This is a genomic window from Micromonospora sp. ZG13, assembly GCF_059359355.1.
Map to the genome: position 1 here is coordinate 84,136 of NZ_JCADBQ010000005.1, position 18,204 is coordinate 102,339.

At 73.9% G+C, this 18,204-nt stretch carries 16 protein-coding genes; 9 read left to right on the plus strand and 7 right to left on the minus strand.

What is annotated here, in order from left to right; all coding sequences use genetic code 11:
* Positions 1-73 precede the first annotated feature (73 nt).
* A complete protein-coding gene (locus AC5L34_RS13160; RefSeq protein ID WP_494825086.1) occupies positions 74-1,471 on the minus strand; it encodes a DedA family protein in 1,398 nt (465 codons plus the stop codon).
* Between the two features lie 135 nt (positions 1,472-1,606).
* Between AC5L34_RS13160 and typA the strand changes: the two genes are divergently transcribed.
* Positions 1,607-3,475 (plus strand): translational GTPase TypA, encoded by a 1,869-nt coding sequence (gene typA / locus AC5L34_RS13165; RefSeq protein ID WP_441174756.1) that lies wholly within the window; start codon positions 1,607-1,609, stop codon positions 3,473-3,475.
* 75 nt (positions 3,476-3,550) lie between these two features.
* On the opposite strand, the gene AC5L34_RS13170 is transcribed toward typA, so the two are convergent.
* Entirely contained in the window at positions 3,551-4,216 is a 666-nt protein-coding gene (locus AC5L34_RS13170; protein WP_494825089.1) for a class I SAM-dependent methyltransferase, read from the minus strand.
* Between the two features lie 65 nt (positions 4,217-4,281).
* On the opposite strand from AC5L34_RS13170, the gene AC5L34_RS13175 reads away from it, so the two are divergent.
* Positions 4,282-5,139, plus strand: a complete 858-nt coding sequence (locus AC5L34_RS13175; protein ID WP_494825091.1) for a serine hydrolase — start codon at positions 4,282-4,284, stop codon at positions 5,137-5,139.
* Between the two features lie 8 nt (positions 5,140-5,147).
* Here AC5L34_RS13175 and AC5L34_RS13180 read toward each other — a convergent pair whose 3' ends face one another.
* Positions 5,148-5,945 carry a tyrosine-protein phosphatase gene (locus AC5L34_RS13180; protein WP_494825093.1) on the minus strand — a complete coding sequence of 266 codons (798 nt, stop codon included), beginning with the start codon at positions 5,943-5,945 and terminating at the stop codon, positions 5,148-5,150.
* A gap of 125 nt (positions 5,946-6,070) precedes the next feature.
* Here AC5L34_RS13180 and AC5L34_RS13185 point away from each other — a divergent pair, with 125 nt between their 5' ends.
* Together AC5L34_RS13185 and AC5L34_RS13190 are read left to right on the plus strand one after the other, a co-directional pair.
* Positions 6,071-7,168, plus strand: coding sequence for a mandelate racemase/muconate lactonizing enzyme family protein (locus AC5L34_RS13185; RefSeq protein WP_101415118.1), 1,098 nt, complete (start codon positions 6,071-6,073; stop codon positions 7,166-7,168).
* Positions 7,169-7,226: 58 nt separating this feature from the next.
* Positions 7,227-8,144, plus strand: coding sequence for a C40 family peptidase (locus AC5L34_RS13190; RefSeq protein ID WP_494825095.1), 918 nt, complete (start codon positions 7,227-7,229; stop codon positions 8,142-8,144).
* A gap of 85 nt (positions 8,145-8,229) precedes the next feature.
* Here AC5L34_RS13190 and AC5L34_RS13195 read toward each other — a convergent pair whose 3' ends face one another.
* Complete coding sequence (locus AC5L34_RS13195; protein ID WP_441174761.1) at positions 8,230-9,231, minus strand: TerC family protein; 1,002 nt, start codon at positions 9,229-9,231, stop codon at positions 8,230-8,232.
* Between the two features lie 450 nt (positions 9,232-9,681).
* Here AC5L34_RS13195 and AC5L34_RS13200 point away from each other — a divergent pair, with 450 nt between their 5' ends.
* Together AC5L34_RS13200 and AC5L34_RS13205 are read left to right on the plus strand one after the other, a co-directional pair.
* On the plus strand, positions 9,682-9,975 hold the full coding sequence (locus AC5L34_RS13200; RefSeq protein WP_091629929.1) for an antibiotic biosynthesis monooxygenase family protein: 294 nt from the start codon (positions 9,682-9,684) through the stop codon (positions 9,973-9,975).
* Between the two features lie 137 nt (positions 9,976-10,112).
* Positions 10,113-10,871 carry an SDR family oxidoreductase gene (locus AC5L34_RS13205; protein WP_441174762.1) on the plus strand — a complete coding sequence of 253 codons (759 nt, stop codon included), beginning with the start codon at positions 10,113-10,115 and terminating at the stop codon, positions 10,869-10,871.
* A 6-nt stretch (positions 10,872-10,877) separates the two neighbouring features.
* On the opposite strand, the gene AC5L34_RS13210 is transcribed toward AC5L34_RS13205, so the two are convergent.
* A complete protein-coding gene (locus AC5L34_RS13210; RefSeq protein ID WP_441174763.1) occupies positions 10,878-11,738 on the minus strand; it encodes a helix-turn-helix domain-containing protein in 861 nt (286 codons plus the stop codon).
* Positions 11,739-11,874: 136 nt separating this feature from the next.
* Entirely contained in the window at positions 11,875-13,983 is a 2,109-nt protein-coding gene (uvrB, locus tag AC5L34_RS13215; protein ID WP_441174764.1) for an excinuclease ABC subunit UvrB, read from the minus strand.
* 401 nt (positions 13,984-14,384) lie between these two features.
* On the opposite strand from uvrB, the gene AC5L34_RS13220 reads away from it, so the two are divergent.
* Complete coding sequence (locus AC5L34_RS13220; protein WP_494825099.1) at positions 14,385-15,752, plus strand: hypothetical protein; 1,368 nt, start codon at positions 14,385-14,387, stop codon at positions 15,750-15,752.
* Positions 15,753-15,756: 4 nt separating this feature from the next.
* On the opposite strand, the gene coaE is transcribed toward AC5L34_RS13220, so the two are convergent.
* On the minus strand, positions 15,757-16,938 hold the full coding sequence (coaE, locus tag AC5L34_RS13225; RefSeq protein WP_494825101.1) for a dephospho-CoA kinase: 1,182 nt from the start codon (positions 16,936-16,938) through the stop codon (positions 15,757-15,759).
* A gap of 72 nt (positions 16,939-17,010) precedes the next feature.
* Here coaE and AC5L34_RS13230 point away from each other — a divergent pair, with 72 nt between their 5' ends.
* The gene (locus tag AC5L34_RS13230; RefSeq protein WP_494825103.1) at positions 17,011-17,544 is read left to right on the plus strand and encodes a PadR family transcriptional regulator; all 534 of its coding nucleotides are present in this window, start codon (positions 17,011-17,013) and stop codon (positions 17,542-17,544) included.
* Positions 17,528-18,163: a GyrI-like domain-containing protein gene (locus AC5L34_RS13235; RefSeq protein ID WP_441174768.1), complete on the plus strand. Its 636-nt coding sequence runs from the start codon at positions 17,528-17,530 to the stop codon at positions 18,161-18,163. The genes AC5L34_RS13230 and AC5L34_RS13235 overlap by 17 nt, the downstream gene beginning before the upstream one ends.
* Positions 18,164-18,204: the final 41 nt, after the last annotated feature.

Below are 18,204 nucleotides of genomic sequence, written 5' to 3' on the forward strand. Positions count from 1 at the left end.
GCCGTCGGTGCCGGCAGGCCGGTCGGCCCGGGTCGGCTCAGGTGGTGCGGGCACGCCGGCGCTCCGGGTCGGCTCAGACGTCCGCGCGCAGCGCCACCGGCGCCGACTCCGCCGGGTCGTCGCCCACCGCCTTGTCGCGGGTCGCCCAGGCGACCATGAACAGCGCCGTCCAGGCCACCCCGAGCAGCACCGTGGTTGCGCTGCCGCTGGCGGTGCTCAGCCCCAGGTAGAGGCGGGCGCCGACGATGCCGACCACGCCGGCAGCCGCGGCGGTCCAGGCCGCCACCGCCACGGGCCAGCGCGCCCCCCGCGACGACAGCCAGGCCAGCGTGCAGAGGCTGGCCGCCACCACGGCGTTCTGCGTCGGGAACAGGGCGCCGCCGCGGCCGTCCGGCCCGCCCGCCGCCGGCCCGGCCAGGTCGACCACCACGGCCAGCACCACCAGCGGTACGAACGCCCCGACCGTGCCGACCACGCTGAGCAGGTCCGCCCGCCAGGGCCGGTTGCGCCAGGCCAGCACCGCGGCGACGACGGCCACCAGCACGATCAGCGACGAGCCGCGCAGCGCCGAGACCACCGCGAGCGTCACGTCGACCGCCCCGGGCGTACGCCGGTCGGCGAACCAGTCGGCGATCGCGCCGTCGAGCACCGCCAGGCCGCTGTGCCGCACGACCGCCCCGAGCACCCACGCGATGGCGAACCCGGCCACGAAGAGCAGCAGCAGGCCGGCGACCAGGTTGATCAGCAACGTCCAGGCCGGCCCGACGTGCATGGCGAGCAGGAAGAACAGCACCCCGTAGCGGCCACTGAGCCAGCGCACCGGCCGCAGCCCCGCCGCCCGCGACGCCAGCGCCCGGATCGGGTCCGGGTTGCGGCCCAGCCACCGCCCCGCCAGCACCACGGCGACCAGCGCGGCCACCAGCACCAGCACCGCGCCCGTGGCCCGCCCGAGCAGCCGGGACACCGTCTCGTACGACTCCCCCGCCAGGTTGCCCGCGAGCACCGAACCGCCCACCCAGGTCACCACGCCGGCGAGGTTCCACGGCGCGAACCGCCGGTACGGCATCCCGGCCGCCCCGGCCAGCCGAGGCACCAGCGTGCGGGCGAAGGCCACCCAGCGGGCGGTGAGCACCCCGCGACCGCCCAGCCGGCCGAGCATCGCGTCCGCCCGGCTCCACCGCTCGTGCCCCACCCGGGCGCCCAGCCGGCCGGCCCGCAGCCGGGGCCCGTGCCGCCGGCCCGCCCGGTACGCCAGTGTGTCGCCGATCACTGCTGCAAGGATCATCACCAGCAGCGCCGGTACGAGCCGCAGCGTCCCCGCGTACGCTAGGAAGCCGATCAGCAACAGGGTCGCCTCGCCCGGCACCAGCAGACCGAAGATCACGGCGGTCTCCCCCGCGACGACAATCGCGGCGATCACATAGATCAGCAGGGGCGGCAGGCCCTGCAGCGAGGTCAGCAGGTCGTGCATCGGGCCCCCATTCCCACGGGGGTCAGCATGCCAGGCGCTGAAACGGTCGGAACATCAGTTTCGGCAGAGATCCGGGTCATTCGCGGGTAGACCCCGACGCGTGCCCCGGCAACCGCAGACAGGAGTATGGAGGGTATGCAGCTTCGCACCGACCTCCGCAACGTCGCCATCATCGCCCACGTCGACCACGGCAAGACGACCCTGGTCGACGCCATGTTGCGGCAGGCCGGCGCCTACGGCGCCCGCGGCGAGGTAACCGAACGGGTCATGGACTCGATGGACCTCGAACGGGAAAAGGGCATCACCATCCTGGCCAAGAACACCGGCGTGCGGTACCTGCCGGCCGACGGCTCCGACCCGGTGACCATCAACATCATCGACACCCCCGGCCACGCCGACTTCGGTGGCGAGGTGGAGCGCGGCCTGACCATGGTCGACGGTGTGGTGCTGCTGGTGGACGCCAGCGAGGGCCCCCTGCCGCAGACCCGGTTCGTGCTCCGCAAGGCGCTCAAGGCCCGCATGCCGATCATCCTGGTGATCAACAAGGTGGACCGTCCCGACGCCCGGATCAAGGAGGTCGTGGACGACACCTACGAGCTCTTCCTCGACCTGGACGCCGACGAGGAGCAGATCGACTTCCCGATCGTCTACGCCTGCGCCCGCGACGGCATCGCCTCGCTGACCCAGCCGGCCGACGGCGCGGTCCCCGACGACAGCACCAGCCTGGAGCCGCTGTTCCGCACTCTGCTGGACACCATCCCGCCGCCCGCGTACGAGGAGGACGCGCCGCTGCAGGCGCACGTCACCAACCTCGACGCCTCCCCGTTCCTCGGCCGGCTGGCGCTGTGCCGGGTGCGGCAGGGCACCATCAGCAAGGGTCAGACCGTGGCCTGGTGCCGCACCGACGGCAACACCCAGCGGGTCCGCATCTCCGAGCTGCTGATGACCGAGGGCCTGGAGCGCAAGCCGGCCGACTCGGCGGGCCCGGGCGACATCATCGCCGTCGCCGGCATCCCCGAGATCATGATCGGTGAGACCCTGGCCGACGCGGAGGACCCGCGCCCGCTGCCGCTGATCACCGTCGACGAGCCGGCCATCTCGATGACCATCGGCACCAACACCTCGCCGCTGGTCGGCCGGGTCAAGGGCGCCAAGGTCACCGCCCGGATGGTCAAGGACCGGCTCGACAAGGAGCTGGTCGGCAACGTGTCGCTGCGGGTGCTGCCCACCGAGCGCCCCGACGCGTGGGAGGTGCAGGGCCGCGGCGAGCTGGCGCTGGCCATCCTGGTCGAGCAGATGCGCCGTGAGTCCTTCGAGCTGACCGTCGGCAAGCCGCAGGTCGTCACCAAGGAGATCGACGGCAAGACCTGCGAGCCGGTCGAGCGGCTCACCATCGACGCCCCCGAGGAGTACCTGGGCGCGATCACCCAGCTGCTGGCGACCCGCAAGGGCCGGATGGAGCAGTTGGTCAACCACGGCACCGGCTGGATCCGGATGGAGTGGCTGGTCCCGGCCCGGGGCCTGATCGGCTTCCGCACCGAGTTCCTCACCGACACCCGGGGCACCGGCATCCTGCACCACGTCTTCGAGTCGTACGAGCCGTGGTTCGGCGAGCTGCGCACCCGCAACAACGGCTCCCTGGTCGCCGACCGGGCCGGCGCCGTGACGTCGTTCGCGATGATCAACCTCCAGGAGCGCGGCCAGCTCTTCGTCGAGCCGACCACCGAGGTGTACGAGGGCATGATCGTCGGGGAGAACTCCCGCTCCGACGACATGGACGTCAACATCACCAAGGAGAAGAAGCTCACCAACATGCGCGCGTCGACCTCCGACGAGACCGAGAAGCTGATCCCGCCGCGCAAGCTGTCGCTGGAGCAGGCCCTCGAGTTCTGCCGCGAGGACGAGTGCGTCGAGGTCACCCCGGCCGCGATCCGGATCCGCAAGGTGGTGCTCGACCAGACCGCCCGTGGCCGGGCCGCCGCCCGCCGCAAGCACGCCGGCTGACGTACGACCGCAGCCGCCCCCGGAGCCCGGACCGCCCCGCGCGGTCCGGGCTCCGGCCGTTTCCGGCGGTAGCGGTCAGGCGGGGCGGGTGGCGAGGAAGGCGAACAGGTCGGGCACCGGACCGGAACCGGCCTCGGCCGTGCGGACCAGGGTCAGGCCGGCCTCGGTGACCGCGTTGAGCAGGTCGGCCAGCGGCACGTGCCACGCGCCGACGCGCACCCGCACCCCGTGGGGCGCCCACGCCCGGAAGCTGCGCTCCCGCTCGGCGTAGCCGCCGTCGATCACGATCCGCTGCGGGTCGGAGCGGTCGGCGAACGCCCCGATGAAGCACGGGTGTACTCCCACGTGGACGAACCGCCCGCCCGGCGCGAGCACCCGCGCGGCCTCGGCGATCACCGCCGCGTAGTCGGGCACGTCGGTGTGGGCCAGTACGCACGCCACCGCCGGCACCGAGGCGTCGGCCACCGGCAGCACCGCCGCGTCGGCGCGGGCCACCGGCAGGCGCGGCCGGGCGTGCCGCAGCTGTCCGGCGGACAGGTCGACCCCCACCGGGTCCCAGCCCAGCCGGCGCAGCTCCGCCGCCTGGAGCCCGGTGCCGCAGCACAGGTCGAGGCAGCGGCCGGGGCCGGGGCCGAGCAGATCGCCGAGCAGATCGCGGACCCGCGTCATGTAGTCACTGGACGTGTCGGTGGCGAACGCCTCGTACCAGTCGGCGTGCGCGTCGTAGGCGGCAACCGTCATCCCCGCACGGTACGACCGATCGCCCCGGCCCGCCGCCCCGTCGCCGATCCGCTACGGTCAGCCGCATGACCTGGGACGAACTCGACGCCCGCCTTGACGGGGTGCCCGGCACCGTGTCGGCGTACGTGGCACGGGTCGGCGCCGCCCCCGCCTGGACCCGGCACGCCGACGCGACCCACTACGCGGCCAGCACCATGAAGGCCGCGGTGCTCGTCGCGCTGCACCGCGCCGCCGAGGCCGGCACCCTCGACCTCGACGCGCCGGTGCCGGTGCGCAACGAGTTCGACTCGGCGCTGCCCGGCGCGCCCCGGTTCTCCTGCGCCCGGCACTACGACAACGACGAGGCCGTCTGGGAGCGCGTCGGCGCCGACGCGACGCTGCGCTGGCTCGCCCACCGGATGATCGTCCGCTCCAGCAACCTCGCCACCAACCTGGTCATCGACCACGTCGGACTGCCGGCCGTGGCACGGGTGTGGGACCTCGCCGGGGCCCGGCACAGCGTCACCGGCCGGGGCATCGAGGACTTCGCGGCCCGCGAGGCGGGCGTCACCAACCTGGTCACCGCCGCCGACCTGGCCGCGCTGCTCGGTGCGCTGGCCGCCGGCGCCGACCGCCCGGGCCCGCTCGCCTCACCGGCCGGCTGCGCCGCCATGCTCGACGTGCTGTTCGCCCAGGAACACCGCGAGGACCTGGCCGCCGGCCTGCCCGAGGGCACCCGCATCGCGCACAAGAACGGCTGGGTGCGCGGCGTGCGGCACGGCGCCGGGGTGGTCTTCCCCGACGACGCGCCGCCGTACGCCGTCGTCGTCTGCACCACCACGGACCTCGCCGACGGCGGCCCCAGCGGCGAGGAGGACGACGACGCCTGCCGGCTGATCGCGCGGGTCTCCGCCGCGGCCTGGGACGCCCGGCGCGACCTGTGACCTGACGCTCAGTCCAGCAGCTGCGCCCGCAGCGCCACCACCACGTCGTCGGTCACCCCGAGCCCGTCACGCAGGTACGCCCCGAACGACCCGTGCACCCGACGCACCTCCGCGTACGCGGCGTCCAGGTACTCCTCGCGCACCTCCAGCACCGGGCGCACCGCCTCGACGTCCAGCCCCGGCATCCGCCGGCGCATCGCCTCCAGCAGGACCTCCCGCAGGCTCTCGGTCAGCCGGTTGTTCGCCAGGTAGTCCGCCCGGATCGTCGCCTCGTCCACGCCGAGCGCGTTGAGCAGCAGCACCGTCAGCCAGCCGGTCCGGTCCTTGCCCGCCGAGCAGTGGTAGACCAGCGGCAGGTTCTCCGCCTGGGCCGCCAGCCGCACCGCCGCGCCGAAGTTCGCCCGCGCCGACTCCCCGCTGACGAACCAGCGGTAGATCGCCGCCATCGCCGCCGGCGTGCCCTGCTCCGCCAGGGCCTCGTACGCGCCCAGGTCGTGCCCGAGCAGCACCGCCGAGACGTACGTGAAGACGGGGTGCTCGGCGTCGTGCACCGGCAGGTGCACCACCCGCGGCTGACCGGTCAGCCGGTCCGGCGGAGCCACCGCCGTCTCCGAGTGGTCCCGCAGATCGACCACGCAGGACGGGCCGAGCTTGGCCAGCACCGGCAGGTCCTCGTCGGTCAGCCGGCCCAGCGCCGGGGTACGGATCAGCACCCCGGGACGCACCCTGCGGCCGTCGGCGCCGACCAGACCGCCGAGGTCACGGGCGTTCGGCGCCCCCACCAACTCCCATTCCCGCTCGCTCATGACCGCACTCCGCTGCGTTCCGTGCCGCCATGAGGCACCACCGCCCTGCACCTGATGATTCGCTCGCTCCGCTCGCTCATGACGGCCTCCCCTTCGCCTGCCCGTGTCCGTATAGGGTGCCGCACATGACGATCGCCGCGGTACGCACCCATCGGCTCTCCGCCCCCTTACACACGCCGTTCGTCACCGCGCTGCGCCGTACCACCACCGTGGAGACCCTGGTGGTGGAGGTCGTCGACGCCGACGGCCGGTCCGGCTACGGCGAGGCGCCGCAGGTGTGGCAGGTGACCGGCGCGTCGGTCGCCGGTTCCGAGGCGTGCGTCCGCGAGCTGATCGGCCCGACGCTCACCGGTCGCGACGCCGACGACCTGGTGGCCCGCTGCACCGAGGTGCAACGGGCGGTCGTCGGCAACGAGGCGGCCAAGGCGGCCGTCGACGTCGCGCTGCACGACCTGGCGGCGCGGCGGCTCGGCGTACCGCTGGTGCGGCTGCTCGGGGGCACCGCCCTGCGGGTGCCCACGGACGTCACGCTCGCCGCGGGCGACGCGGTGGACCTGGCGGCGGCGGCCCGGCAGCGGCGCGCGGAGGGCTTCGACGTGCTCAAGCTGAAGGTGGGCACCGACGCGGCCGGCGACCTGGAGCGGGTCCGCGCGGTGCGCTCCGCCGTCGGCGACGGCGTCCGCATCCGGCTCGACGCCAACCAGGGCTGGACCCCGCGCGAGGCGGTCCGGGTCATCCGTGGCGTCGAGGACGCCGGGCTGAACGTGGAGCTGGTCGAGCAGCCGGTCGCCCGTTGGGACCTGGACGGGCTGGCCTGGGTCAGCGACCGGGTGGACGTGCCGATCCTCGCCGACGAGTCGGTCTTCGGCGTCCGCGACCTGGTCGAGGTGATCCGCCGGCGGGCCGCCGACATGGTCAACGTCAAGCTCGCCAAGTGCGGCGGCCTGCACCCGGCCCGGACCCTGCTCGACCTGGCCGCCGCGCACGGCCTCGGCACCGTCGTCGGGTCGATGATGGAGAGCCAGGTCGGCATCGGCGCCGCCGCGAGCCTGGTCGGCGCCTACGGCACGACCGCCGTCGCCGACCTGGACGCCGCCTGGTGGCTGGCCTGGTCGCCGGTGCGCGGTGGCCTGCGGTACGACGGCGCGACCGTCGTCCTGCCGGACGCGCCGGGCCTCGGCATCAGCTCCGTGACTGAAGTAAAGATGCAGACTCGTAGTTGATGCCCGTCGAAAACTTTCATATGGTCGCGGGAACATTCGGCGCGAGCTGGGGGTGGACGTGGAGCTGCAACCGGGCCGGGAGGCCGTGGTCCGGGTCGCGGTCGCGACCCTCTGGAGCTGCCCCGAGGCGGTACGCGCGGTCGACGCCCCCGCCCTGGCCGCGCGTACCGACATCGCGGCCTGGATCTCCGGCATGGACACCGACCAGCAGGTCGGCGACTGCGTACTGAGCCAGCTGCTGCTCGGCGAGCGGGTGCTGGTCACCGAGCTGCGCGACGACGGCTGGGCCCACGTGGTGGCGGTCGAGCAGCCGGCCCCCCGGCTGCACCCGCGCGGCTACCCCGGCTGGCTGCCCACCGAGCAGCTCGCCCCGGCCACCGGCACCGTCGACGCCGACCCGCTCGTCGTCGACGCCACCGTCACCGCGCTACGCGACGCGCCCGGCGGCGCCGAGGTGCTTTCCGGAGTCGTCCTGGGCACCCGGCTGACCCCGGCCGGACCGGCGGTCGACGGCTGGCAACCGGTGCACGCGCCGGGCCACGCCGCGCCGCTCTGGCTGCCCGGCGGCGACGCGGTGCCGGTGCCCACCACGCCCCCGTCGGCCGAGGAGGTGCTGGCCGTCGCCCAGCGCCTGCTCGACGTCGTCTACATCTGGGGCGGGGTGTCGGCGCACGGCATCGACTGCTCCGGCCTGGTCCACCTGGCCTGGCGGCGGCTCGGCGTGCTGCTGCCCCGCGACGCCAGCGACCAGGCAACGGCGACCAGGCCGGTGCCGCTGGGCGAGGAACGCCCCGGCGACCTCTACTTCTTCGCCCGGCCGGGACGCCGCATCCACCACATCGGGATCGTCACCGCCGAGCCGCGCCCGGGCGACGACCGGCGGATGCTGCACGCCTGCTACCTGCGGCGCCGGGTGCTGGAGGAGCGGCTGCCCGACGAGCGCACCGCCACCCTGGTCGGCGCGCACCGGGTCTGACCCGGGCCCGTCCGACGACGACCCCGTACGACACGAAGCGGGGCGCCCCGTTCGGGGGCGCCCCGCTTCGTCGTCCGCGTACGCCTCAGGGGCGGGCGTCGACCAGCACCCGCCGCCGGTCGCGGGAGGACTTGACCAGGCTGGCCGCCGTGGCTACGGCCAGGGTGCCGAGGATGATCGTCAGCGACAACCAGATCGGGATGTGCGGGGCCCACGAGACGTGCTCGCCGCCGTTGATGAACGGCAGCTTGTTGTCGGCGAGGGCCTCCAGCACCAGCTTGACGCCGATGAAGCCGAGCACCACCGCCAGGCCGTAGCTGAGGTAGATCAGTCGGTTGAGCAGGCCACCGAGCAGGAAGTAGAGCTGCCGCAGGCCCATCAGCGCGAAGACGTTGGCGGTGAAGACCAGGTACGGCTCCTGCGTGATGCCGAAGATCGCCGGAATGGAGTCGAGCGCGAAGATCAGATCCGTGGTGCCGATGGCGATCATGACGATCAGCATCGGGGTGAAGATCCGCTTGCCCTTCACCGTGTGGGTGGTCATCCTGGCGCCGTCGTAGTCCCGGGAGATCGGCAGCGCCTTGCGGCTCCACCGGATCAGCGCGTTCTCGGAGAACTCCTCCCCGTCGGGCTCCCCCTGCCGGGCGAGGTTGATCGCGGTGTAGATCAGGAACGCGCCGAAGATGTAGAACACGAAGGAGAACTGCGAGATGAGCGCCGCGCCGGCCGCGATGAAGCCGCCGCGCATGACCAGCGCCAGCACGATGCCGATGAGCAGCACCTTCTGCTGGTACTGCCGGGGCACCCCGAACCGGGCCATGATGATCACGAAGACGAACAGGTTGTCGACCGAGAGGCTGTACTCGGTCAGCCAGCCGGTGTAGAACTGCCCGGCCGCGCTGGCCCCGGAGGTCAGCCACAGGCCGGCGCCGAAGACCAGGGCCAGGGCGACGTAGAAGCCGACCCAGAGGCTCGACTCCCGCACGCTGGGCTCGTGCGGTCGCCGACCGATGATCAGCAGATCCACGAGCAGGATCCCGGTGAGGGCGACGAGCGTCCCCGCCCAGACCAGTCCGGACACGTCCAAGGTTCATTCCTCCGGCAGACAGGCAGCGACGGGCACACCGTACGCCCCCGTTGGGCGCGGTGTGCCGGCGACGCTGACACTGGTGACTGTCGGAGGTCTCTTCCGTCGCCGCCTGCGGGGCGGCGACCGACGGGGCCGGGTCGGGCATCCAGATCGGCGCTCGACCGTGCTGACGACCCCGTCGCGGGGGAATACTCCCCTCCTCGCCCGCCATTGTTGCCCATCGTGGCGAGCGGCCGCAGCCCGGGCGGCCGGTGTCCTTCCCCACTCGCGAGCATCTATCAGAAGGCGCGTGGCGGGGTACGCCACCTGTACGCATCCTAGGAGGCTAGGTGTTCGGATGAGAGGCATGCGCCTCCCTTTTCCGCGCGCCCGCCCTGGATCCGCCCGGGCCGCGGGAACAGGCCCCCGCGACGCGCGGCCCGGGCGGCGGCGTGAAAGGCTGCCGGCATGGTGCTTGAGGTCGCGCTCATCGACGTACTGCCGGGCCACGAGGACGAGTTCGCCGCCGCGTACGCCGAGGGGCATCCGGTGCTCGCGGGCACGCCCGGCTGCCGGTCGGTGCGGATGACCCGGGGCGTCGAGTCCCCGAGCCGCTTCGTGCTGCTGGTCGAGTGGGACTCGGTCGAGGCGCACAACGACAACTTCCGCGGCACCGAGCGCTTCGCGCGGTGGCGGGCGCTCATCGGCCCGCACTTCGCCAACCCGCCGCTGGTCGAGCACTTCGTGGACGTGCCGGCCTGAATTGTCGTACCCCTGGCCTAGGGTGCGCCGTGCACGCGTCGGCCGCCGGTCCCGACGGGCTCGGGGGCGCCGGGCCCGGTTGCCGCGCGGCGATAACCGCTGGCCCCCGGGCACCAGGCCCCGGTTGACTGGTCCCCATGACGCAACGGGTAGCCCTCGTGACGGGCGTGAGTCGACGCATCGGGATCGGCGCGGCGGTCGCCCGCACCCTCGCCGCGGACGGCTGGCGGCTGCTGCTCACCGGCCTGCCGGAGTTCGACGACGCCCAGCCCTACGGCGGTGATCCCGAGGGCGTGCCGGCCCTGCTGGGCGAGTTGGACGACGCCGCACACGTCCGCGCCGACCTGCTCGACCCGGCGGCGCCCGCCGACCTGGTCGGCGAGGCGCTGCGCCGGCACGGCCGGCTCGACGCGGTGGTCGCCGTGCACGCGTACTGCACCGACACCCCGTTCGGCGCACTGGACGCGGCCGAGATCGACCGGCACCTGCTGGTCAACGTGCGGGCCACGCTGCTGCTCGCCGAGGCGTTCGCCGCGGCCTTCACCGCCGGCGAGGGCGGCCGGTTGGTGCTCTTCTCCAGCGGCCAGCGCCTCGGCCCGATGCCGCAGACCCTCGCCTACGCGATCAGCAAGGCGGCGGTGGAGAACGCGACCTTCCAGCTCTCGCCGCTGCTGATGCCTCGCGGCATCACCGTCAACTGCGTCCACCCCGGCCCGACGGACACCGGGTACGCCTCCCCCGAGGCGTACGCCGAGGTCGCGAAGCTCTTCCCGGGCGGGCGCTGGGGCACCCCGCAGGACGCCGCCCGGCTGGTGCGGTTCCTCTGCTCGCCCGACGCCGACTGGATTACCGGCCAGGTGATCGACTCGGAGGGCGGCTTCCGCCGCCACGCGTGAGCGGGCTCAGTCGACGGCGAGGCGGTTCAGGGCCGCGACCGTCTCCTCCGGGCCGAGGGCCGCGTCCAGCAGCCAGCCCGTGAGCCGCTCGTAGCGGTCGACGTCGACCGCCGTCACGAGGCGTACGTCGGTGGTCAGCGCCTCCAGCATCACCGTGCGCGGGTCGGCCGGGTCGGGGAACGAGTAGCAGGAGTAGGGCGTGAGCGGCTGCGCCCCGCCCCGCGCGGCGACGCCCCGGGGCAGCAGCCGGATCGTCACGTGCGGCAGGCCGGCCAGGTCGACCAGGTGCCGCAACTGCTCCCGCCACACCTGCGGCGGGGTGTCACCGGCGTCGCAGGCCGCCTCGGCGAGCAGCGCCGTGTAGCGGGGCGGGTCGGCCCGCCGCAGCACCTCGTGCCGCAGCGCCCGGGCGCGCACGTCGGCGTCCACGTCGAGGGCCGGGTCGAGCAGCCGGCCGGCGGCGATCCGCAGCCGCGCGTACGCCGGGGTCTGGAGCAGCCCCGGCACGACGGCGGGCTGCCAGTCCACGATGCTCGCCGCCCCCGCCTCCAGCTCGGCGTACGTGCGCTGCCGCTCCCCCATCTCCCCCAGCGCCTTCCACCAGCCCCGGCTGGTGGCGGCGTCGCGGGCGATGACGATGAGCGCGTCGCGCTGCGGCGGCGGCACCTCGTAGACGTCGAGCAGGTCGAGCACGTCGGCCAGGTCGGGCCGGCTCTGCCCCAGCTCGATGCGGGACAGCTTCGAGGTGGAGGCCCACCCCAGCCGGTCGCAGACCTGCTCCAGGGTCAGCGCCTCCCGCCGCCGCAGCTGACGCAGCTCGGCGCCCAGCCGGGCGCGACGAATGACCGGACTCGTTGGCAACGGCATCCCCTGCCTCCCCACCGAGGGAGAGTACGCAGGACGATCACTGAGCGCAATAGCCCGCTCGCGTACCGCAATCAGAGACCACGCCGCGCGCTCCGGGCCCGCCTCCGTCAGCCGGACGGGTGCGGGCCCGGACAGCTCACTTCACGCCTGCGGCGTCCATGCCGCGCAGCTCCTTCTTCAGGTCCGCGACCTCGTCTCGGATCCGCGCGGCCAACTCGAACTGGAGCTCCCGGGCGGCGGCCAGCATCTGGTCGTTGAGTTCCTGGATGAGCTGGGCCAGCTCGGCCCGGGCCATGCCCTCCCGCGCCGGGCCCGCGCCGCCGGTCCGGCTGCGGCTGCGGGTCTCCTTGACCGGCGCCTTGCCCCGGGAGAGCTGCCGTACGGCGCCGCCGACGCGGCTGTTCTCGGTGTCCTCCGCCTCGCGGTAGATGTCGTCGAGGATGTCGTGGATCTTCTTGCGCAGCGGCTCGGGGTTGATGCCGTGGGCCTCGTTGTGCGCGATCTGCTTGTCGCGCCGCCGGTTGGTCTCCCCGATCGCCTCGGCCATCGACGGGGTGATCTTGTCGGCGTACATGTGCACCTGGCCGGAGACGTTGCGGGCCGCCCGGCCGATGGTCTGGATCAGCGACCGGCCGCTGCGCAGGAAGCCCTCCTTGTCGGCGTCGAGGATCGCCACCAGCGACACCTCGGGCAGGTCGAGACCCTCCCGGAGCAGGTTGATGCCGACGAGCACGTCGTAGTCGCCCTTGCGCAGCTCGCGCAGCAGCTCCACCCGGCGCAGCGTGTCGACCTCGGAGTGCAGGTAGCGCACCCGGATGCCGTTCTCCAGGAGGTAGTCGGACAGGTCCTCGGCCATCTTCTTGGTCAGCGTGGTGACCAGCACCCGCTCGTCGCGCTCGGTGCGCAGCTTGATCTCGTGCATCAGGTCGTCGATCTGGCCCTTGGTCGGCTTGACGACGACCTCCGGGTCGATCAGGCCGGTCGGCCGGATCACCTGCTCGACGAACTCGCCCTGGGCCTGCTCCAGCTCCCACGGGCCGGGCGTGGCGGAGAGGAAGACCATCTGGCCCACCCGCTCCAGGAACTCGTCGAAGCGCAGCGGCCGGTTGTCGGCGGCGCTGGGCAGCCGGAAGCCGTGGTCGATCAGCATCCGCTTGCGGGACGCGTCGCCCTCGTACATGCCGCCGATCTGCGGGATGGTCACGTGCGACTCGTCGACGACCGTGAGGAAGTCGTCGGGGAAGTAGTCGAGCAGACAGTGCGGCGGGCTGCCGGGCAGCCGGCCGTCCATGTGCATCGAGTAGTTCTCGATGCCGGAGCAGAACCCGACCTGGCGCATCATCTCGATGTCGTAGGTGGTGCGCATCCGCAGCCGCTGCGCCTCCAGCAGCTTGCCCTGCCGCTCCAGCTCGGCCAGCCGCTCGGCCAGCTCGGCCTCGATGTCGCGGATCGCCCGCTCCATCCGCTCCGGCCCGGCCGCGTAGTGGGTGGCCGGGAAGATGACCAACCCGTCGACCTCCTTGACCACGTCGCCGGTGAGCGGGTTGAGGTAGTAGAGCTTCTCCACCTCGTCGCCGAAGAGCTCGATCCGCACGGCCAGCTCCTCGTAGGCCGGGATGATCTCCAGCGTGTCGCCGCGGACCCGGAAGGTGCCCCGGTTGAAGGCCATGTCGTTGCGCGTGTACTGGATGTCGACCAGCCGGCGCAGCAACTGGTCACGGTCCAGCTCCTGCCCGACCGCGACCCGCACCGCCCGGTCGAGGTATTCCTCCGGGGTGCCCAGCCCGTAGATCGCCGAGACGGTGGCCACCACGATCACGTCGCGGCGGGTGAGCAGCGACATGGTCGCCGAGTGCCGCAGCCGCTCGACCTCCTCGTTGATCGAGGAGTCCTTCTCGATGTAGGTGTCGGTCTGCGGGATGTAGGCCTCGGGCTGGTAGTAGTCGTAGTAGGAGACGAAGTATTCGACAGCGTTGTGCGGCAGCAGCTCGCTGAACTCCTTGGCCAGCTGCGCGCAGAGGGTCTTGTTGGGCGCCAGCACCAGCGTCGGCCGTTGCACCCGCTCGATCAGCCACGCGGTGGTGGCGCTCTTGCCGGTGCCGGTCGCGCCGAGCAGCACCGTGTTGCGGTCGCCGCGCCGGACCCGGCGCTCCAGATCGTCGATGGCCGCCGGCTGGTCGCCGGCCGGCTGGAACTCGCTGATGACCTGGAAACGGCCGTCGAGCCGGGGAATGTCGAGCGCCATGACCCCAACGGTACGCCGGGGGTCCGACACCGCGACGCGACTACGCCCGGTCCGTGATCGGCTTCAATATTCGCATTGTGTGGCGCATCTCACCGGACTACGCTCTCCGTGTAGGCCGCTCGCGGCGGCCGACCGGGCAGGTGGCCAGGCCGTCAGGGCCGGCCCGCCCCCGGCACAGGGGTCGCAGCACCCGGTAGGCCCGGCGTGCGCACCCGACGTGGTCGCGCGTGAGGCGCTGACCGGCCGCCGCGAGCGCCCCTGCTCGTCACCCCACCGGGGCGAATCGCGTTCAACCTCCCGTGGAGACCTCCGCCGACCGGACCGCCCGTCCCGGCCCGACGCACCCGCCGCCGGGCCCCCCGCCGCACGACGACGCCCACACCGGCGGCGTCCCTCGGGTGGTGACCGGCCGTCGGCGTACCGCCCTGCTGGTGCTCACGGCCGTGGCCGTGCTCTCCGCCGCCGCGCTGGTGGTGGGGCTGCTGACCTGGGCGCCCGAGCGGGCGGAACAGCCGCGGGCGCTGACCGTCGACGAACGCGAGCGGCTGGCCGCGATGCGGGTCACCAACTACCGGGACCTGCGGGCCGGGGTGCGCGTGACGGCGGGCGCCGGCGGGGCGCGTACCGAACTGGTCGGCTGGATCGACTGGTCCCGGCCGATGGTCTACCTCGACGTCGGCGGACCCGGCGCGGGCGCCGAGCGCGGACTGCTCCAGGCCACCCCGACGGTGGCCCTGCTGCGGCCCGACCCGACGGCCGTGCCGACCCCCGCGCCGCCCCCGCTGGTGCCGCCGACGGACCGCTGGCGGCTGCACGACCCGCCCGGCGGGCGGTGGCTGGCCGCCGTGCTCGACCTGGTCTTCCGCCTCGCCACCGACCGCCCGGATCCGCCGGCCGACGCGGCACGCCGCGTCGGTGGCGCCACCGTCGGGGCGGCGCCGGTCGACATCCTCCAGGCGCCGCCGCCCGGTCCCGGCGCGTCGGCCCCGCCCTCGTCGCCGGACGGGCACCCGCGCTACTGGCTCGACCACGACGCCCGGCTGCACCGGCTGGAGACCGTGCTGGCCGGCGCGGGACCGGTGACCGTGCAGCTCAACCGGGCGGACCGGCCGACGCTGCGGCCCGTCGACGCCCTCGGCGGGCGGCCGGGGCAGCCCCGGGCGCTGAGCACCACCGAACGCGGCCGGCTCGACCGGTTGCCCGCCCGGCTGCGCGCCCGCGGCGGCGCCGCCGTGACCCTGACCGCGCCCGTCGCCACCGTCACCAACCTGCGCGGCGCCGGCTGGGTGAGCTGGAGCACGCGGGCCGCGTACGTGGCCGTCGCCGACCTCGGCGTGCCGGAGCGCCGGACGCTGCTGCGCGTGGACCGCACCGGCGTCAGCCGCGCGGACGTGCCGGCCACGACGGTCCCGGGCGGCGTGGAGTCGCCCGGCCGGCCGCCGCTGCCCCCGCCCGCCGAGGGGTGGCGCGCCGACCCGCGCCGCGCGGGCGAGCTGGGGCTGCTGCTCGACGCGGCGCTGCGGGCCGCCGGCCCGGGCGGGCGGGACGCCGCCCGCCGGATCCGCGGCGACGCCGTCGCCGGGAGGACGGTCGACGTGGTCGAGCTGCGCACGGCGCGGGGGCCGCTGCGCTACTGGATCGACCGTTCCGGCGAGCTGCGCCGCCTGGAGCTGCGTACCCGCGTCGGCGCGTGGGCCCAGCTCGACCTGACGCCCGACACGGTGCCCCGGCTCGTGCCGGTGCCCCGGCCCCCGGCCGGGGGCCGCTGACCGGTCAGGGACGCCAGCCCGTCTGCGCCGCCCACTGCTCGGCGCGCAGGTGCTCCTCGTCGAACCACGGGTCCTTCGCGGTGGTCCAGGTGGCGCTGTCGGGGGCGGAGGCCGCCAGCTCCCGCTTCAGCGTCAGGTAGGCCGACCGCTGGTCCGGGTCGGCACGCAGGTGGTCGCGCATCAGCAGCGCGTACCGCCAGCCGGGCGAGTCCACCGGGCGGACGTGCAGGTGCACGGGACGGCCGGGGTCGGCACTGGCGTGCAGCCGCTTCTCCCAGCGGGCGCTGCCGGGCGGGCGGGGGTTGTCCCACCAGTCGCCGGGCAGGCGCGGGAAACCCGCCGCCGCGAGTCGTTCGGCCAGCGGCCCGTCCGCGTCGGCGAGGGTCGGGACGGTGAGCTGGATGTCGATCACGTCCTTGGCGGCGAGTCCCGGGACCGCGGTCGAGCCGATGTGGTCGATGCGCGGGTCGGCGGGGGCGACCGCGTGCCGGATCCGGGCGGCCAGCCGCGCGTACTGCTGCGGCCAGGTCGGGTCGGCCTCCGTCAGGACGACGTGCTCCGAGGTGGCCGCCCGCCGCTCGCGCAGGTTCGCCTCGTAGGGCCGCAGCCGCTCGTGCCACAGCGCGTCGACCGCCGCGTGCAGGTCGGCGAGGCTGCCGTCGTTGGTCAGCAGCACGTCCGCCGCGGCCCGGCGCCGGGCGTCGTCGGCCTGCGCGGCGATCCGCCGCTCGGCCTCCGCCCGGTCCATCCCCCGGTCGCGGGCCAGCCGCGCGAGTCGGGTGGCGACCTCCGTCTGCACCACGACCACCAGGTGGTACGAGGGGGCGAGCCCCACCTCCACCAGCAGCGGCACGTCGTTGACCACGATCGCGTCGGGCCCCGCCGCGGCGGCCAGCTCGGCGGAGCGGGCCCGTACGCGGGGATGGGTGATCGCCTCCAGGCGGCGGCGCGCCGTCTCGTCGGCGAACACCAGCGCGCCCAGTGCCGCCCGGTCGAGGGCGCCCTCGGCGTCGAGGACCCGGTCGGAGAAGGCCGCGACGATCTCGGCCAGCCCTTCCGTGCCCGGCGCGACCACCTCCCGGGCAAGGCGGTCGGAGTCGATCACCACCGCGCCGCGTTCCACCAGGCGCCTCGCCACGGCGCTCTTGCCCGACCCGATGCCTCCGGTCAGTCCCACCTTCAACACGGGCACCAGTCAACCGGATCACCCCCGTGCCGCCGGCACCGGGGCACTCTATTCTAGTATTAGAATACGAGCGTGGAGCTGACCCCCGCCGAGCTGACCGTGCTGGGCCTGATCGTCGAACGCGCCCGGCACGGCTACGACCTGGAGCGGGTCATCGCGCAACGCGGCATCCGGCAGTGGACCGACGTCGGGTTCTCCTCGATCTACTACCTGCTCGGCAAGCTGGAGAAGCGCGGCCTGGTCCACGCTCCCGAGGCTCCCGCCACCGCGAAGTCCCGCCGCGTCTTCCACGCCACCGCCGAGGGCCGGGAGGTCGCGACGCGCACCGCGCTGGCCCTCGTCGCGCAGCCGCAGCCGGCCCGGCACCCGTTGCTCGTCGGCCTCGCCAACCTGCCCCTGCTCTCCGACCGGGAGTACGCGGCGGCGCTGCGTACCCGGCTGGCGGGGGTCGAGGCCCACATCGGGGCGATCCGGGCGGCGCAGCAGGCGCAGGCCCCCCTCCCGCGACCGGCGCGCGAGGTGTTCTCGTACTCACTGAGCCTCCTGGAGGCGGAAAGGCAGTGGCTCGCCGCCCGAGCCCAGGTGCCCGATGACGGACAAGACTGACTTCAAGAAGTCCCTCGACACGTACCGGGCCGAACGGGGCCGGTTCCGGATCGTGGACGTGCCCGACACGCAGTACCTGATGATCGACGGCCACGGCGACCCGAACACCTCGCCGGCGTTCACCGACGCCGTCGAGGCCCTCTACCCCGTGGCCTACAAGCTGAAGTTCACCGGCGGACGCGACCTCGGACGCGACTACGTCGTACCGCCCCTGGAGGGCCTGTGGTGGGCCGAGGAGATGGCGTCCTTCACCACCGCCCGCGACAAGTCACGGTGGAGCTGGACGTTGATGATCATGACTCCGGACTGGATCGGCCGGGACCTGTTCACCGCCGCCGTGGCGCAGGCCGGGGCCCGCAACCGCCCGTCGCGTCTCGACGACGTCCGGCTGGAGACGCTGTCCGAGGGTCGGTGCGTGCAGACGCTGCACGTCGGTTCGTTCGACGACGAGGCCGAGGTGCTGGCGCGCCTGCACGACGAGTTCGTGCCGGGCAACGGGCTGCGGATGGTCGGCCGGCACCACGAGATCTACCTCAGCGACTTCCGCAGGGTCGTCCCCGAGAGGCGACGCACCATCCTGAGGCAGCCGGTCGCCGACGCCGCGCCGCCTGGCGCGTAGGAAACGACGGAGGCCCCGCCCCCGGCGATCTCGCGATCGCG

Excerpts from the sequence above, each read along its gene's own strand:
- AC5L34_RS13160 (WP_494825086.1), bottom strand. The coding sequence starts at position 1,471 with ATGCACGACCTGCTGACCTCGCTGCAGGGCCTGCCGCCCCTGCTGATC.
- typA (WP_441174756.1), top strand. The coding sequence starts at position 1,607 with ATGCAGCTTCGCACCGACCTCCGCAACGTCGCCATCATCGCCCACGTC.
- AC5L34_RS13170 (WP_494825089.1), bottom strand. The coding sequence starts at position 4,216 with ATGACGGTTGCCGCCTACGACGCGCACGCCGACTGGTACGAGGCGTTC.
- AC5L34_RS13175 (WP_494825091.1), top strand. The coding sequence starts at position 4,282 with ATGACCTGGGACGAACTCGACGCCCGCCTTGACGGGGTGCCCGGCACC.
- AC5L34_RS13180 (WP_494825093.1), bottom strand. The coding sequence starts at position 5,945 with ATGAGCGAGCGGGAATGGGAGTTGGTGGGGGCGCCGAACGCCCGTGAC.
- AC5L34_RS13185 (WP_101415118.1), top strand. The coding sequence starts at position 6,071 with ATGACGATCGCCGCGGTACGCACCCATCGGCTCTCCGCCCCCTTACAC.
- AC5L34_RS13200 (WP_091629929.1), top strand. The coding sequence starts at position 9,682 with ATGGTGCTTGAGGTCGCGCTCATCGACGTACTGCCGGGCCACGAGGAC.
- AC5L34_RS13205 (WP_441174762.1), top strand. The coding sequence starts at position 10,113 with ATGACGCAACGGGTAGCCCTCGTGACGGGCGTGAGTCGACGCATCGGG.
- AC5L34_RS13210 (WP_441174763.1), bottom strand. The coding sequence starts at position 11,738 with ATGCCGTTGCCAACGAGTCCGGTCATTCGTCGCGCCCGGCTGGGCGCC.
- uvrB (WP_441174764.1), bottom strand. The coding sequence starts at position 13,983 with ATGGCGCTCGACATTCCCCGGCTCGACGGCCGTTTCCAGGTCATCAGC.
- AC5L34_RS13235 (WP_441174768.1), top strand. The coding sequence starts at position 17,528 with ATGACGGACAAGACTGACTTCAAGAAGTCCCTCGACACGTACCGGGCC.